The sequence below is a fragment of the Adhaeribacter sp. genome (assembly GCF_057359045.1).
The window spans coordinates 216,048-231,150 of sequence record NZ_JBMQUD010000124.1; the positions used below are offsets into that span (position 1 = coordinate 216,048).

Sequence of the window (15,103 nt, forward strand, 5' to 3'; positions counted from 1 at the left end):
CCGGCAAGTAGATTTGCTTAAACCATAAAAATTATGAAAAAACAAATCTTACTTTTCGGTTTCCTGTTACTCTATTATTTTGCCTTAGGGCAAACAACTTATGAAATTATAGATACGATTGGTTTACCTCCTAATCCAGCCTATTTAAGTAAAGGTCCGGTAGGATTAGGCATAGATTTTTACAACGAACAGCAGCATATAAAAGAAAGGGAGCCTGATATTCTTATTTCCCAACCTACTATTATTTCTGTAGCTCAAAAAAACAGTGGAGTATTGCACGTGAAGGCCTTTGTAAATAGTGATCTTCTTAACATTGTGCTCACCAGAATAAACCAGCAAAATTACGGGTATTACAAAGCATATTTGCAGGGATATTATAACTATCAAGGCGATTTTACACTTAATCCCGAGAAAGATGTACCTCAATTTGATGAAAAACGAGCCATTGAAATCCCCATAATACCTGCCGATGGAGAGCACGTATTTACATCTTACCTGGATTACAATTCGATAAATAAAAACAAATTTGAAGGCATTAATAATTTGTTTTTTATTAAAGATATCCGAACTAACAAATTTGTATCTATCCTGGCGCTGGAATTTATTTTTCCAAAGCCCGAGCCTTTGTTTTTGTCTTTTGAACCATATATGATAGAAACATATGAAAACAGACAAGGGGAAGATCTAAGAGTTAATCAAGGTTTTCTTGCGGACATGAGAGAACAAGTAAAGGCTAGTAACTTAGCGCCAACTAATTTTAATGCTAAAACAAATTTACCCAACCAATTAATTCTACCCTCTAACAAAAACACTCTTCTTATTCAGTTTAAATCGCTAAGTTCTATCACTAATAATTACCTGGAGTATAGAATTGATGCGGATAGTACCTTTAAAACCTCCGCAAAAAACAGAAATCCCGTTATTCTTTTACGAAATCTAAAACCCGGAAAGCATACCCTACAAGTGCGGTATCCCCGCCAGGAATATGCAATATTTAAGTATGAATTTGAAGTAAAACCAGCCTTTTACCAAACTACTGCCTTTAAAGCGGGCCTTAGCGGCCTGGCAATGGTTTTGTTAGTAGGTATGGTATTTACGGTTAAAGTGCGACGTCAAAAACGCCTGCTACTGGCCGAAAGTACCAAAAGAGCTCAGATGCAAACCCAACTTTCTTCGCTCCGGGCGCAGCTAAACCCGCATTTTATTTTTAACGCGCTTAATTCTATTCAGGGGCTAATAAATAAAAATGACCAGGAAGGCGCCAATATTTATATTTCTAAACTGGGTTCGCTGATGCGCGATATTCTGGATAAAAACGAAAAAGTTACGCACCCGCTATCCCAAGAAATAAAACAGCTGGAAGATTATTTACAATTAGAACAGCTTCGGTTTAAGTTTAAGTACCAGCTATTGGTAGCGGAAACGCTAAACCCAACCGAGCTCGATTTCCCGGTAATGCTGCTACAACCCTTTGCCGAAAATGCTATAAAACATGGCATTGCGGGTAAGCAAGAAGAAGGCCATATTTCTATCTGGTTTAAACAAGATAGAGACAACCTGGTGGTTACGGTTCAGGATAATGGCAAAGGCTTTGATTTAGATAAGCCGGCAAATGGGTACGGCATTAACCTGATTAAAGATAGAATAACGGTAGTAAACCAGCTTTACCCGGAACAACCTATTATTTTTGAATTTAAATCGATTCCGGATGCTGGAACCAAAGTTACACTGGTATTAACAGATTGGCTTTAATTTTAAAATCAATTGTTGAGGAAATCAATTATTTCTTCTTTATAAGAAATTTAGGCTAATTTACCTGGGTATAATTTTATCGGAATAAAAGTAAAGGTTGATGAGTTTAACGGCCATCATTATAGATGACGAGCAGAATAATATTGATAATTTATTTGAACTCTTGGGCAGGTACTGTCCGGAAGTACAAATATTGGCAACGGCATCTCATTCGGACGAAGGCATTAAATTAATCCGGCAAACTTCACCCGAGCTCGTATTTTTAGATATTCAGATGCCCGATAAATCAGGTTTTGATGTTCTTAAAGCAGTAGCAGGGTGCAATTTTGAAGTTATTTTTGTTACTGCTTACGACCAGTATGGCTTAAAAGCCATCAAGTTCTCAGCCCTTGATTATATACTAAAACCAGTTAATATAGAAGAACTGCAAACTGCCGTTAAAAAAGCAGTGCTTAAAAGCCAGGAGAAAAGGCAAAACCATCAGCTCCAAAACCTGCTGCAGTTTTTACAACAACGCACCTCCGATACGCCCCGCATTGCTTTGCCTTTAGCCAAAGAAATTAAGTTGGTGAGGGTTAATGAAATTATTCGTTGCGAATCTTCTAACAATTATACTACCTTTTATCTTGTAGAAGGCGGGAAAGTAGTTGTATCGAAACCCATTTACGAATACGAAGAAATGCTGGAAAATTATCAGTTCATCCGTTGTCATCAATCGCATCTGGTAAATAAAAAGTTTATCAAAAGCTGGATTAAAGATGAGGGCGACTATTTATTACTGGAAGATAAAGTCCAGATTCCTGTTTCGAGGCAGAAAAGGGAATTTGTAAAAAGCATTTTATTTAAGTAAAATTCTGCAAATACCTGTAGCAATTAAATAGGCTTATACTTTGTTGGGGTCAGGGGATTACAGTGTTTCTGAGTAGTATACGGATGCCGGATGTTTTTATTAAAGTTTGATTCAAATTAGCAAGAATAGGTGGTGCCCTTACAATTAAGGATACAACAGATATTTCTCCCGCATTTTCTTGTAATTAGATAAACCTGGTTCCCAGCTTTGCCGGATTTCCGCATCCGAGATGCCCGCTATAATTTGCTTCTTCAGATTTTCGGTGCCGGCCAGTTTATCGATGTTACCAATTTCTTTACTCAGCTTAGAGTCAAAAAACTTTTCTTTGTCAGGGTAAGCCTGGTAAAGTTCCCGGAGCCATTGCAGGTTTATACGTTTGGTTTGCCGGAAAATATCTGTGTTGTAGGTGCGCAGGTCTAAACCGTAACAAACCTGGTCCTGGTGCAGTGGGGTTTCGCTCATGCCTTTAATGCTCCGGGGCGTATAAGAAAAGCTGTATTTGCCTTTTAAAGCGGGTGCGCCTAAAACCGTAAATGCGTAGTGGGTGCCGCGCCCGTGGTTCAGGTAAGTGCCTTCAAATAAACAGGTACTGGGATAAAGCAATATGGCCTGCTGGGTATTTAGGTTAGGCGAAGGCGCTACCGGCAAAACGTACGGCAATTGGTGATTGTAGTTGGCCACTTTAATAATTTGCAATTGGCATTTCATTTTATCTTTCAGCCAGCCTTGGCCGTTTACCATTTGGGCAAATTCGGCTACGGTAAGGCCGTGGGTAATGGGCAACGGAAACATGCCAATACCCGATTTGAGGTGGTCTTCCAGAATGGGCCCATCTACGTAAAAACCATTGGGGTTGGGCCGGTCCAGAATGAGCAAGGTTTTATTGTTTTCGGCGCAGGCTTCCATAACCCGTGCCAGTGTGTTAATGTACGTGTAAAAGCGCACCCCTACATCCTGGATATCAAAAACCATCAGGTCTACATCGGCCAAATCTTCCGGGCTGGGTTTGGGGTGCTTACCGTACAACGATACCACTTTTATGCCGGTGGCAGGGTCGGTAGCGTCGTCTACTTTTACGCCGGCGCTGGCATTGCCCCGGAAGCCGTGCTCCGGGCCAAATATTTTGGTAATGTTTACGCCTAATTTAAGCAAACTATCTACACTGGGCTTTTTGCCAATAATAGACGTTTGGTTAATGACCATGCCAATTCTTTTACCTTTAAGCTGGGGTACATAAAGTGTAGTTTGGTCGGCACCGGTTATAAGGGGTTGGGCTGGTTTTATTGGCGCTGCTTTTTCCGGACTCCCGGTGGCTGTATTTTCGGTTGTGTTTTGCACCTGTTTCGGCGATTTTCGGCAGGAAATACCACTTATTATTAAAACCAAAGGTAGTAACAGCAGGTAAGCAAATGTGTTTTTCATGAGTTGGGCGGCAATAAGTTTATACAGGAGCTATAAAGATACAGGTAAAAATAAATTAATCGGAGCTGGTTAATACGCCCAGCAGATTTAGTTGTAAAAGCAGCATACTGGTTTCGGAGCGGGTAAAGGTATAATCTACCGTACCGGTTGGGCTCACATTTACCTGGCCTCTTTTTACGTAAGTGGTTAAGGGGTTTTGCAAATAAATTAACCGGATGTCGCCAAAAAAGCTTTTACCGGGTGCGCCGGCAAACGCCAGTCCGGCTGCCAAACCGTAACTAAATACGGTGGTATTATGCTTGTTTACCACAATTGCATCCTGGTCGCGGAAAGCGGTAATAAAATCTTCTTTTTCTTTCGTTCGGGAGTTAAAAATGGTTATGCCGGCCAAACCATCTAGGTATGGGTTCAGGGTTGCCCGGCGCGCCGCTTTTAACCGGATTAAGGCATGCCACGGAATTAAGCTATGCGTGGTTTTAAGCACGTAAGCACTGCTGCCGCTGCCCACGGTTTGTTTTTCGATGCCATACGCCAGGTAGCTAACCTGGGTGCCCAGTTCTACCGGAGCCAAGCCAGCCTTGGGGCGTACTGTAAAACCAAAGTTGCCGCCTAAGGCATGTCCGCCCGGGTAAATTTGCCGGAAAGCGCCGGTAGGTTGGGTGTAGGTAAATCCTAAAAAAACAGAACCAACAATAGGTTTAGCTACCGGTGGCTGGGCCAGCACCGGAAAAAAAATCGCCAGCCAGGCAATAAAAAAGATAAATATACCTTTCATTAAATAACCTTAAACATATTAGGCGCGGAAAAAGAAAGCCTCCCGCTTATGGTATTTTGTTTAAATAAATTAACCCTGTTGTTAGTACAGCGTTACTATTGGTAATATTATTGCATATTAAATATTTTAATCCGTAAGAAGGATTTATATTTATAGCTTTTCTTAAAAATAGCATTTATTCTATGAAGTCAGTTTATGTTTTGGCCAGTGCTTTGTTGGTGGGCCAACTCTTTACCCCGCAGGTTAGCAGTGCCCGGGCGCAGTTGGTAACAGATAAAGGATTAGTGGCCGATACTGCTAAGAAAGCCCCGGCCGATTGGTTTAACCTGGATCCCCAGGAAAGCCGCGTGCCGGGTGTAAGCACCGAAAAAGCTTACGAGTTTCTGAAAGACCGTGCCTCTAAAACGGTGGTAGTGGCCGTAATTGATAGCGGCATTGATATTGAACACGAAGATTTAAAAGATAAAATCTGGACGAACGAAAAAGAAATTCCCGGCAACGGCGTAGACGATGACCAGAATGGTTATGTAGACGATGTGCACGGCTGGAATTTTATCGGGGGCAAAGATGGCCGCAACGTAGAATACGATACCCAGGAGCTTACCCGCCTGTATGTAGAACTGCGCGATAAATTTGCCGATGCCAACCCCGCCAAATTAAAGAAAAAACAAAAAGAGGAGTACGCCCTTTACCTCAAAACCAAAGCCGAATTTGAAAAAGAACTGAAAGAAACCCAGGCGCAATATTCCCAGTTTCAGCAGTTGCACCAGGCTTACCAGAATGCAACCAGCATTTTACAGAACCAATTGGGCAAAGACGAGTTTACCTTGCCCGAAATATTGCAGTTACAGTCTGCCAATCAGCAGGTAAACCAGGCCAAGGCCATTATATTATTTATGGCCGAAAATAATTTTTCGAAAGAATCTTTTGAAGAAGGCGAAGATTATTTTATTGGTAAACTTAAATATAACCTGAACCCCAACTATAATCCGCGCGATATTGTCGGCGACGATTACAGTAACGTAAAAGAGAAAAATTACGGCAACAACGATGTAACCGGGGCTTTTGCCGAACACGGTACCCACGTAGCCGGTATTATTGGCGCCAACCGCCAGAACAACCTGGGTATTAAAGGCATTGCCGATAATATTAAAATTATGGTGGTGCGGGCCGTACCCAACGGCGACGAACGGGACAAAGACGTAGCCAATGCCATTTATTACGCCGTAGATAACGGGGCCAAGGTTATTAACATGAGCTTTGGTAAAGCTTATTCGCCGGAGAAAGAAGCCGTAGATGCGGCCATTAAATACGCGGCCAGCAAAGGTGTTTTGTTGGTACACGCTGCCGGCAACGATGGCCAGAATATCGACCAGAACCGCAATTATCCTACCCGCCAGATTTCCAGCAACCAGGAAGTAAAAAACTGGATTGAGGTAGGCGCATCGTCGTGGAAAGATGCCACCAATTTAGTAGGCGAATTTTCGAATTATGGTAAAAAGAACGTAGATGTATTTGCCCCCGGCGTTGATATTAATTCTACCGTGCCTAAACAAGGTTATAAGAGCAATAGCGGTACCAGTATGGCCGCACCGGTAACTACCGGCATTAGTGCGTTGTTAATGTCTTATTATCCCAATTTAACGGCTGTTCAGGTCCGGGAAATTATTCTGCAATCTACGGTTAAACACAAAGATGTGATAGTAGCCAAGCCCGGCGAAGGTAAAAAGCCCGAAATGATTAAGTTCGATGCTCTATCGGTTACAGGTGGCATTGTAAACGCCTACGAAGCCGTTAAAATGGCCGAGTCTATGAGTAATAAGCAGTAGGTTATTTTAGCTGTTAGTGATTAGTTACTAGTACTTAGTGGTTGGTTGTTAACAATATTTCTGAACTAAAAACAAAAGGCTACCCATATTAGGGTAGCCTTTTTTGGATTTAAGGTTTAGTCTTGGTAATAGGGTTAGTTAATGGTTACCAAGCCGTTTTTAATGGCATATAAAACCAAGCCAACGCGGCTTTTTACGTGCAGTTTTTCAAATAAAGCTTCGCGGTAGCCATCAATGGTGCGGGGGGCCAGGCACATTTTATCGGCAATTTCTTTGTACGTCATTTCGGAACAGGCCAGCCGTAAAAAATCGCTTTCTCGGTCGTTTAGTTTTACCAGTTCGCTTTGCCGCAAATTTTCTTCCGGGCCCCGATTAATGGAGTTTACCAGCGTGCCGCTTACCAGCTCAGAGTAATAAAAACCTTTGCGGGCCAGTTCCTGCAGGGCGGCTTTAAGCTCCAGCGGTTCGGCATCTTTTAAAATATACCCTTTGGCACCCGCCCGCAGCATTTTAATAATGGGCTCTTCGTGGTCGTACATCGATAAGGCCAGTACTTTTATTTTCGGATAATTCAGCTTCAACCATTCGGCCGTTTCAAAACCATCCATTTCGGGCATATTAATATCCAGCAGCACAATATCGGGCGCTTCTCCGGTTTGCAGGCACTGAATAAATTCTTTGCCGTTATTTGCCTCCCAAATTACTTTATACCCCGAAAACCCATTAATGAGCTCAACCATTCCTTTCCGGAATAATTTATGGTCGTCGACTAAGGCTACATTTATACTGGAATTTGGTTGCATAAGCGTTAAACGTTGGTGGGTAACGACAAGCGGGTTAAGGTGCCTTGGCCCAAATGGCTATCGATAGATAAATCGGCGCCCATGAGTTTGGCCCGGTGGTAAATATTGCTGAGGCCGGTGCCTTTATCGGCATCGGCTTTCTGGAGGGCAGCTACATCAAATCCGGTTCCATCGTCTTTAATGCTCATAATAAAATGGTTAGGTAAATAATTTAAAACCACCGAAATATACTGAGCTTTGGCGTGTTTTATAATATTTTGCAGCACTTCCTGCACAATCCGGAAAATAATTATTTGCTTTTGTGGGTCTAAGGGTTCTTCCTGGCCTTCTATCTGGAGTTGGGTGGTGTACATACCGGTCCGCTGAATCAGGTCTAACTCCAGCTTTAAAGATTCCGATAATTTTTTCTGAATAATGTGTTCGGTGTTTAAAGATTTAGACAGGTTTCGTAAATCCTGAATGGCTTTGCCCACCAGTTCTTTGGTGGTGGTAATTTTAGGCGCCGCCGGATTTTCGTCTTCTAGTAAAATGGTGTTTAAATTAAGTTTTACCAGCGAAAGAATTTGCCCAATATTGTCGTGAATTTCCTGCGAAATGGTGTGCAGGGTTTTTTCTTTCATTTCTAGTTGGGCTTTTAAAATCTCCTGCAGAAAAGCGTTTTTAATATCTTCTTTTTCCTGCACGTATTTGTGGTACTGGTTGCGGTGAATAAAAATAAACACCACCACAAAAGACGTAATAAGCAACAATAACAATGTTATGGCAATTACTATTTGAATTTCTCCGGATAAGGCCTGCATAACATTCCAATAAAAAAGTAGACAAACATTATCAGAAATATAACATTATGAATTTGCCAGATAAGGGCAATGCCGTTGCTGATATTCTGGGTTAATGTAAGTTTTTTAAAAGTAATAAAAATAAAAAAACACCCGCTGTAATAAGTAAGAATACCCGTAACAAACCAAAAGTTACTCGATTTGGTAATTTTATCGGTGGCCGGAAATTTAAGTTTTTCGAGATAATACATTAGACAATAGGCTACCAGCATAAAACTGGCTACGCCGTATGCGTTGCTGTTAAACTCGTTTATAAAGTTCTCTAATTTAATAAAATCAAAAATAAGAAATAAGATAAACAGCACAAGCATTCCCCAAATGATTAATTTTTTCTTTTTTAAATGCAGTATTTGCCAGAAAAAAGCCGAAATAAGCAGAAAGGAAAGTACCCCGTTTAAATTGTATATAAACAGGTTATGCATTTTTAATAAAAACAAGATTTTGGACAGCAGGTTTAAAAGAAACTGCGCCAGAATAAACCAAAGAATGTAGTCTCGGCCGGTATTTATGCTTCCCCGGAAATAAATAAAAAGCAGCAGTAAAAACGGCGAGACTACATCTAAGTATTTAGGAATTTGGGAAAGCATAATAAAAAATTTTGGGTGGAAAAGGGCGTTTCGGTTTAACAGCCGGGAGGATAGGGGCAACCGGTAACTTCCCGCTCAGCGGCCCGGGCATCTAAACTCAGGGCCATGGTAGTGGGTGCCAGCGGCGTGCCCGCCGTTGTATTGGTGCTATCAACTAAGCCGCCGTCTAAAAATTTAACTGCTCTTAATTTAATAGCCGGGCCACTTTTGGTTTTGCCATTACCGTTTCCGTTGGGTAGATCAACGGTAATTAACACACGGTTAGCATCGGTGGCATTGTTAATCAGGTTTTGTAAATCAGTTAAGTTGATCAAGAATTGTTGCATAGTTTTATGTGTATTTGGTGTAACATGTAAGAACAGGTCTCAAATTTAACAGAACCCATTAAAATTAGAGTTAGTCTGTAAATCAGTAGTTTAGGTGAATATAAGTTAAGTATTTGAATTTTAAAATGTTGTGTATTTGGTAAGCGATCAATTACCTGCTTTTCCCCGCCAAATACGGGAAAAACCCCGTGCGGCATAGCGTTAAAACCACCAGGTAAAACGGCCTTAAAGCCCTTGTTTTGGGCTGGGTAAAAGCTTCAAATTTGTATCAACCAAAACGGTAAAGTTTTGGTGGCCGCAACCGTTTCGTTTTTACAGATTAAAGTTGCTGCCCCGTATTCCGGATGTTTCGCCTGGTTTAGGTTTTGTGTGGTAGGCGTGTGGTTCCGGTTGATTTACGCATTCGTTCTAACTTAACATACAACTATGAAAGCCACTAACCCAGAAGTTTTAACCGCTACCGATTGTGCCGAAGAACCGTTTTCTTTTTGGCAAAACCCGCCCACTGCTCCCGATAACAGCCTGGTCGATTACCGTAAATTAATGCAAGCCAATCCCGGTTTAGAAATGGTTTTAAGTTTAGGCCCTTGTCCTAGCTGGATGCTAGATATCAGAACCCAAAGTTTTGTTTTTGTAAGCAATAATATAGAAACCTTATTGGGGTATAAACCCGGTGTTTTCCGGCAAAAAGGTTTAGCCTTTTTAAACGATCTTATGCACCCCGCCGACCGCAAAACTATTTGGCAGCTTACTGCTAACCTGTGGCAGGAAGTACAAGACTTGCCAGTTAGCCAACGTAAAACTTACCGGTTTAACCGACAGTACCGGTTGCGCCAGGCCAATGGTAATTTCCTGAATATACTGGAGCAAAACAGCGTACTGCAAACCGATGGGGCCGGTAATATTACCCACCTGCTTACCCTGTTAACCGATATTTCTGACCTACGGGCTAACGAAGGCAACCCGGTATTGGTAAAAAGCGCTAGTACCAGTAGCAAAATTAAAGTAAAGCCCGAAGAACAAAAGCCGGCCACCAAGTTAAGCAAACGTGAGCGGCAAATAATAAAACTGGTAGCCGAAGGGTATAGCAGCAAACTGATTGCCGACCAGTTATTTATTAGTTACCATACGGTTAATACCCACCGCCGCAATATAATCGAAAAAACCCACAGCCGGAATGCCAGTGGTTTGGTACAGTTTGCTATTAGCAACCGCTTGATTTAACTTTTTTAGCCACCTGCCCCCAAAAGAATATTCATTTGGGTTTATAAAACATGCCAAATGCATCGCTGGTTCTTCATCAGATTACGGCTAGCATTCATTATTTCTCCAACCTTTTGCGCCTTACTGATTTTCCGTGCCCTGATTTCCTGAATAATTAAAACAACCATTAGCCAAACTAAAACTATGAAAAAGATTCCCTTATTTTTTGCGATTTGCTTATGTTCTTTAGCCTTTACCAACGTTCAGGCTCAAAACGGCCCGCGGGAAAAATACCTGAATGCCGGCTTTGGCTTGGGCGCTTATACTGCGGGCGGCATACCCATTGGTGCTTCTTTTGAAATAGGTATAAAAGAGAATATATCGGTGGGTGGATTTATTGATTACGCCCGGTACGGGTATAATTTCGGCGGGTACAAATGGCGCTACAATTTTATTTATTTCGGGGCCCGCGGGTCTTACCACTTCGGCGATTTACTGGAACTAACCAAAAGCAAACTAGACCCCTACGCCGGCGTAGCCCTGGGCGTGCGCACCGCTTCTTAATCCGATAATACTGGCTACAGCGATTTTGTGAGCCCTTACTCTACCGGGGTAATTACGGGAATACATGCCGGTGCCCGATACTACCTGAACAAAAATTTGGGCGGATTTGCCGAAGTGGGCTACGGTGTAGCTGCTTTGCGTCTGGGCGTAACCCTCAAGTTTTAATGTATTTTTACCCTAAGCAGCTTAAAAATTATCAGCATACTAAACCGAAGAACTTAGTATTAAAAGTTAAAGCCCCGCCCAGAAAAGCTCTAAGCCCAAACCTTAGCTTCTGCTGTATTCCTTTCCTGTTGGTCTTCTTTTCTGATGGTTACGGGGTGGAGAGTGCATCTTCACCCCAATATTTTTAATTCTATTATGTGGCTGCTGCATTAGGTTTAAATATTTACGACGTGGTTAATTTTTAACTGCTCTTATACCAAATAAATTATTTAAAAGAGCTATAACTTAAGCTGTAACTAAGCAAAGTGGAAAAGGATTTTAGCAGGAAGATTACCTACAACCAAACAGTTGATTCCAATGACTTAGCGACAGTTTTAAACAAAACAGATAAAATTTAATAATCAGGAAAACAGACGCTTAAATGCTTTTTTGAATAGGCTTACCAGAAAAAGTTATACAAAATAAAAGTAAATGAATAAAAATGTAATTTTTATTGTATCCTATCTGAGTAATCAACGTATGTACCCATTAAATTCGATTAATCCGCTCCGCTAGGAAGCAAAAGAGATGTATTACCACCAGATTATTGACAAACTAAACGCTACTATTCAGGAATATCATTACATTGCTATTATTCATCAGTACGAAGATGCGTTTGAAATTCCCGACCAGGTAACCAGAACCAAAGATGGCCAGATTAACCATTTATTAGCCATAACCGTGAGCCTGGTAAAGCAAGTACCCGATTCGCCGTACCTCGAAGAATTATTTGATAATTTTATGAAGGATTATCTGCACCTGGTTAATCCGGAGCTGCCGTGCCATAATGGCGAATTTTACATTAGCCACAATTTTGTGCCGGAAACCCGGACAATACCTGCCCGCAAATTAGTTTTAAACTTTGCCTGATTAGTAAAGCAGTTTATTTAAATAGAATAGCGTTGGTGCTGTAAGCGGCCATAAAACCGCTCCAGTAAAAGTATGGCCGGGTGGTTAGGCTGGCAGTTGTCTGGAAAAGTTAGTTTATCCTGCTCTAAATTAATAAAATTTAAACCTTCTTTGGCTGATTGGCTTTTAAAACCCATTTGAAAATCAGGGAAATTACGTTCTGCTAAATCGCCTTCAATCAGGGTAATAATTTTCTGATGCCGGGCATCTTTCTGAATTATCTTGTACAAAGCCTTTACGGCTGCTTGTTCTCCCTCCAATACCTGTAAATAGTGCCCGTCGATGTATAAAAGCAATCCGGTTATACCGTAATCCTGATTTTTAATAACGCACTGCTGACAAAGTGATTTAAGTTCTTCCTCGGTGGGGTTAAACCGGGCATCACTTGTATAAACCAGGTAATACATGAACAAGACTAAAATTAAAATACTCTTAATAAGAATACTTATTTAGCGGCTTAACCGCTTGATTTTTAGTCTAAATAAGTATCTGTTAAGCGTATAACTAATTCCTTGCCAGAATGGAGGAAACGGTTTAAAAAATTAAATTTTTAAAATTTCCGGATAAGATAGAGTAGTACACCGTTTTAAAGCTGGATAAACTCCTGCCCGGTATGTAGTTGTTGGTAAAAACTTTTTAAGTGCGGTAAAGCCGGGTGCGGATTAGGTGTATCGGCGTTAAATATTAATTCGTTCTCGTTTAAATTTATAAAGGCCGGTTGCGTATAGGCTTTTTCGTGGTTTACCGCTTTAAAGCCCATGGCCCAATCCGGAAAGTTACGGCCTTCTTGCTCACCTTCGGCTAAGGTACGCACGTGCTGGTGGCGGTTATCGCGGCTAATAATATCGTATAAGGTGAGTATATTTTGCTTTTCGCCTTCTATAACCTGCAAATATTGCCCATTGTGGTAAAGCAATAAACCGGTAATGCCGCGCCGGGAATTATTTACCTGACATTGTTCTAATAAACTTCTGAATTCTGTTTCGCCGGGGGTGCCATGGGCTTGGCTCGTATAAATTATAAAATACAAAGTCGTACTTTTTGGTTTAGATAATATACTTCTTTTGCCAGGATAGGTTTAGAAATAAATCAGCAAACCTGTTTTCCGGACCCGGGAAAATATTCCGGAATCCGGAAAAAACAGATCAGTATATAATCTAAAAAATTGCTCTGTTATTTACATACGAATAGAATTATTGGTACTGGATGTATAAAGGTTTGGGATTTAGTTTTAAAACCTCTTCGGGGGTCATTAATTTCCAACCGGCTTTCCGGACATCGTTTTTATAGAAAATCTTAAAGCCGGTATACTGCACGGGCTCTTTCTGGATGTATGACAGATAGGTACTTCTTTTTAAAACACGGTTGCCCCAGCCATCCATGTGCATAATAATCTGGTAGCGAGGGTCTAGCTTAATATTTTTGTAATTGGTAATCATGCGTTGGGTAAACCGGTGTACCACCAATATTTTAGGCGGAATCTGGTATTTATCTACCAGGCTGGCCAGGAAAGAAGTAGCATAATTAATATCTGCGGCATCGTAAGAGCCAATGCGGTGGCCGGGTACCTGGCCGGGTTTCATGGCAAATTCAGCATCTATACCCAGGTGCACATTGGGTAATTTGAGAAATTGCTCTAACCGTGGTATTTCTTCCTGTAAAGAGCTTTGCCCTATTTGTATATCCAGAAACACAAGGGCATTTTTTTGCTGAGCCCAGCCTATTACTTTTTCGGCTAATTTATCGGCCATCCGGAGCCGGTATTTGCCGCCGGAACCAGGCTTGCCCTGTGCGGTTACAAATATTAAATGAAAGGCGGGTTGCACCGGCGTTTCTGGATCGGCTTTTTCCCAGGCGGCTACTTCCTGATCTAATTTGGCAAACATTTGCTCGGGTTCCAGTTCGCCCAGAATACCCATGCGTTTAGACAGTGGGTTGCCATAAAAGGCTATAATGCGTTTTTCGGGTAAAATAGCGCCCGGCAAAGCCGGCGGACTTTTAACGGGCCAGCCCGCTGGTTCTTTCGCTGCTTTAACCGTGGCTGCGCTGTCTTTTGCGGCCGGCACGTCTTTGGGCGGAGTAGTTGCTTTAGCTGTTAAGGTATCTGGGGCAGGTTTGGTTGGGGGTAAGGTATCCAGTACCGGCCTTATTGTTGCCTGGGCTGCAGGCGGGGTAGCCGGTTTTTGTTTAGTCTGGCAACTGCTCCAGCTAAAGGTTATTAAAAGCAGGTAAAGAAATTTAGGGCCAAGGCCCGGAAATAATTTAATACAGAAATGCGGGGAAGAAAAATTCTTGAACACGAAGCGGATTTTATTTTAAGTACTTTTTAGGTGTTGGTTAAATTAGCGAGACATTCCGAAGCTGCAAAATATTTAATTAAATATTCTTGATGAGTCCGGCCTGAGAAAACAGAACAGGTGTTTTTAAATATCTTTAATGCGGGGCAATAAGGCCTCTAATACTTGTTGCAGGCATTCTTCCGCCGAGTGATAACTGGTGTATAATTGCAGCCAGGGGTGCCGGGGCGGTTCGTACGGAAAATCTACCCCCGATAAATTGGTAACGCCACCCCGTAAGGCCCGGCCGTACATGTTTTTTTCGTCGCGCTGTACGCAAACTTCTAAGGGGCTATTGGTATACACTTCTAAAAAATTACTTAGCCCAACTATGCGGCGGGCAATATTGCGCAGGTAGTCTGATGGGCTGATAAACGTGCAGATGGTAATAATGCCGCTTTGGACAAATAATTTGGCTACTTCGGCGCTTCGCCGGATATTTTCTTCCTGGTCGGCATCAGAAAAAGAAAGGTTGCTGGTAAGGCCGCTGCGCAGGTGGTCGCCGTCTAGCCACTGGGTTAAATAACCTTGTTCTAACAAGCTTTTTTCCAGGTTGCTGGCTAAAGTACTTTTGCCCGACGCCGGTAAACCGGTAATCCATAATACTACAGCCCTTTGTTTTAATATACCTTTTTTAAGTTCCTGGGCCCGTAATTGATGGAGATTGATTAGCGTTTGGTTCAATTTGTTGGCTTTTTAATTTG

Annotated in this window: 17 protein-coding genes; 7 read left to right on the forward strand and 10 right to left on the reverse strand. The window is 41.8% G+C overall.

The features are described from left to right. Positions 1 to 33: 33 nt before the first annotated feature. Positions 34 to 1,752 carry a sensor histidine kinase gene (locus ACO1R6_RS19740; RefSeq protein WP_486266825.1) on the forward strand — a complete coding sequence of 573 codons (1,719 nt, stop codon included), beginning with the start codon at positions 34 to 36 and terminating at the stop codon, positions 1,750 to 1,752. A 100-nt stretch (positions 1,753 to 1,852) separates the two neighbouring features. Next, the gene (locus ACO1R6_RS19745; RefSeq protein ID WP_486266826.1) at positions 1,853 to 2,602 is read left to right on the forward strand and encodes a LytR/AlgR family response regulator transcription factor; all 750 of its coding nucleotides are present in this window, start codon (positions 1,853 to 1,855) and stop codon (positions 2,600 to 2,602) included. A gap of 144 nt (positions 2,603 to 2,746) precedes the next feature. On the opposite strand, the gene ACO1R6_RS19750 is transcribed toward ACO1R6_RS19745, so the two are convergent. Together ACO1R6_RS19750 and ACO1R6_RS19755 are read right to left on the reverse strand one after the other, a co-directional pair. Further along, positions 2,747 to 4,024, reverse strand: a complete 1,278-nt coding sequence (locus ACO1R6_RS19750) for an exo-beta-N-acetylmuramidase NamZ family protein (RefSeq protein ID WP_486266827.1) — start codon at positions 4,022 to 4,024, stop codon at positions 2,747 to 2,749. Between the two features lie 55 nt (positions 4,025 to 4,079). Further along, a complete protein-coding gene (locus ACO1R6_RS19755) occupies positions 4,080 to 4,799 on the reverse strand; it encodes a hypothetical protein (protein WP_486266828.1) in 720 nt (239 codons plus the stop codon). Positions 4,800 to 4,981: 182 nt separating this feature from the next. Between ACO1R6_RS19755 and ACO1R6_RS19760 the strand changes: the two genes are divergently transcribed. Next, positions 4,982 to 6,628 carry a S8 family peptidase gene (locus ACO1R6_RS19760; protein ID WP_486266829.1) on the forward strand — a complete coding sequence of 549 codons (1,647 nt, stop codon included), beginning with the start codon at positions 4,982 to 4,984 and terminating at the stop codon, positions 6,626 to 6,628. A 134-nt stretch (positions 6,629 to 6,762) separates the two neighbouring features. Here ACO1R6_RS19760 and ACO1R6_RS19765 read toward each other — a convergent pair whose 3' ends face one another. From ACO1R6_RS19765 to ACO1R6_RS19780, 4 genes are read right to left on the reverse strand one after another with little or no spacing between them, the layout of a single operon-like run. Then, on the reverse strand, positions 6,763 to 7,431 hold the full coding sequence (locus tag ACO1R6_RS19765; protein WP_486266830.1) for a response regulator: 669 nt from the start codon (positions 7,429 to 7,431) through the stop codon (positions 6,763 to 6,765). Positions 7,432 to 7,436: 5 nt separating this feature from the next. Further along, a complete protein-coding gene (locus ACO1R6_RS19770; protein ID WP_486266831.1) occupies positions 7,437 to 8,231 on the reverse strand; it encodes a sensor histidine kinase in 795 nt (264 codons plus the stop codon). Then, positions 8,201 to 8,857 carry a hypothetical protein gene (locus ACO1R6_RS19775; RefSeq protein ID WP_486266832.1) on the reverse strand — a complete coding sequence of 219 codons (657 nt, stop codon included), beginning with the start codon at positions 8,855 to 8,857 and terminating at the stop codon, positions 8,201 to 8,203. The genes ACO1R6_RS19770 and ACO1R6_RS19775 overlap by 31 nt, the downstream gene beginning before the upstream one ends. Before the next feature lie 35 nt (positions 8,858 to 8,892). Further along, on the reverse strand, positions 8,893 to 9,183 hold the full coding sequence (locus tag ACO1R6_RS19780) for a hypothetical protein (RefSeq protein WP_486266833.1): 291 nt from the start codon (positions 9,181 to 9,183) through the stop codon (positions 8,893 to 8,895). A gap of 426 nt (positions 9,184 to 9,609) precedes the next feature. Between ACO1R6_RS19780 and ACO1R6_RS19785 the strand changes: the two genes are divergently transcribed. The 4 genes from ACO1R6_RS19785 (at position 9,610) to ACO1R6_RS19800 (ending at position 12,024) form a co-directional block, all read left to right on the forward strand. Then, complete coding sequence (locus ACO1R6_RS19785; RefSeq protein ID WP_486266834.1) at positions 9,610 to 10,407, forward strand: LuxR C-terminal-related transcriptional regulator; 798 nt, start codon at positions 9,610 to 9,612, stop codon at positions 10,405 to 10,407. A 183-nt stretch (positions 10,408 to 10,590) separates the two neighbouring features. Next, a complete protein-coding gene (locus tag ACO1R6_RS19790) occupies positions 10,591 to 10,950 on the forward strand; it encodes a hypothetical protein (RefSeq protein ID WP_486266835.1) in 360 nt (119 codons plus the stop codon). Between the two features lie 27 nt (positions 10,951 to 10,977). After that, positions 10,978 to 11,115 (forward strand): hypothetical protein, encoded by a 138-nt coding sequence (locus ACO1R6_RS19795; protein ID WP_486266836.1) that lies wholly within the window; start codon positions 10,978 to 10,980, stop codon positions 11,113 to 11,115. A gap of 567 nt (positions 11,116 to 11,682) precedes the next feature. Continuing rightward, complete coding sequence (locus tag ACO1R6_RS19800; protein ID WP_486266837.1) at positions 11,683 to 12,024, forward strand: hypothetical protein; 342 nt, start codon at positions 11,683 to 11,685, stop codon at positions 12,022 to 12,024. A 17-nt stretch (positions 12,025 to 12,041) separates the two neighbouring features. On the opposite strand, the gene ACO1R6_RS19805 is transcribed toward ACO1R6_RS19800, so the two are convergent. The 4 genes from ACO1R6_RS19805 to cysC form a co-directional block, all read right to left on the reverse strand. Beyond that, entirely contained in the window at positions 12,042 to 12,470 is a 429-nt protein-coding gene (locus ACO1R6_RS19805) for a BLUF domain-containing protein (RefSeq protein ID WP_486266838.1), read from the reverse strand. A 179-nt stretch (positions 12,471 to 12,649) separates the two neighbouring features. Continuing rightward, complete coding sequence (locus ACO1R6_RS19810) at positions 12,650 to 13,093, reverse strand: BLUF domain-containing protein (RefSeq protein ID WP_486266839.1); 444 nt, start codon at positions 13,091 to 13,093, stop codon at positions 12,650 to 12,652. A 163-nt stretch (positions 13,094 to 13,256) separates the two neighbouring features. Beyond that, on the reverse strand, positions 13,257 to 14,363 hold the full coding sequence (locus tag ACO1R6_RS19815) for a hypothetical protein (protein ID WP_486266840.1): 1,107 nt from the start codon (positions 14,361 to 14,363) through the stop codon (positions 13,257 to 13,259). A 123-nt stretch (positions 14,364 to 14,486) separates the two neighbouring features. Then, positions 14,487 to 15,083, reverse strand: a complete 597-nt coding sequence (cysC, locus tag ACO1R6_RS19820) for an adenylyl-sulfate kinase (RefSeq protein WP_486266841.1) — start codon at positions 15,081 to 15,083, stop codon at positions 14,487 to 14,489. Positions 15,084 to 15,103: the final 20 nt, after the last annotated feature.

Bases quoted from the DNA above. Each gene is read 5' to 3' on its own strand.
- ACO1R6_RS19740 (WP_486266825.1), top strand. From the start codon at position 34: ATGAAAAAACAAATCTTACTTTTCGGTTTCCTGTTACTCTATTATTTT.
- ACO1R6_RS19745 (WP_486266826.1), top strand. From the start codon at position 1,853: ATGAGTTTAACGGCCATCATTATAGATGACGAGCAGAATAATATTGAT.
- ACO1R6_RS19750 (WP_486266827.1), bottom strand. From the start codon at position 4,024: ATGAAAAACACATTTGCTTACCTGCTGTTACTACCTTTGGTTTTAATA.
- ACO1R6_RS19755 (WP_486266828.1), bottom strand. From the start codon at position 4,799: ATGAAAGGTATATTTATCTTTTTTATTGCCTGGCTGGCGATTTTTTTT.
- ACO1R6_RS19760 (WP_486266829.1), top strand. From the start codon at position 4,982: ATGAAGTCAGTTTATGTTTTGGCCAGTGCTTTGTTGGTGGGCCAACTC.
- ACO1R6_RS19765 (WP_486266830.1), bottom strand. From the start codon at position 7,431: ATGCAACCAAATTCCAGTATAAATGTAGCCTTAGTCGACGACCATAAA.
- ACO1R6_RS19770 (WP_486266831.1), bottom strand. From the start codon at position 8,231: ATGCAGGCCTTATCCGGAGAAATTCAAATAGTAATTGCCATAACATTG.
- ACO1R6_RS19775 (WP_486266832.1), bottom strand. From the start codon at position 8,857: ATGCTTTCCCAAATTCCTAAATACTTAGATGTAGTCTCGCCGTTTTTA.
- ACO1R6_RS19780 (WP_486266833.1), bottom strand. From the start codon at position 9,183: ATGCAACAATTCTTGATCAACTTAACTGATTTACAAAACCTGATTAAC.
- ACO1R6_RS19785 (WP_486266834.1), top strand. From the start codon at position 9,610: ATGAAAGCCACTAACCCAGAAGTTTTAACCGCTACCGATTGTGCCGAA.
- ACO1R6_RS19790 (WP_486266835.1), top strand. From the start codon at position 10,591: ATGAAAAAGATTCCCTTATTTTTTGCGATTTGCTTATGTTCTTTAGCC.
- ACO1R6_RS19800 (WP_486266837.1), top strand. From the start codon at position 11,683: ATGTATTACCACCAGATTATTGACAAACTAAACGCTACTATTCAGGAA.
- ACO1R6_RS19805 (WP_486266838.1), bottom strand. From the start codon at position 12,470: ATGTATTACCTGGTTTATACAAGTGATGCCCGGTTTAACCCCACCGAG.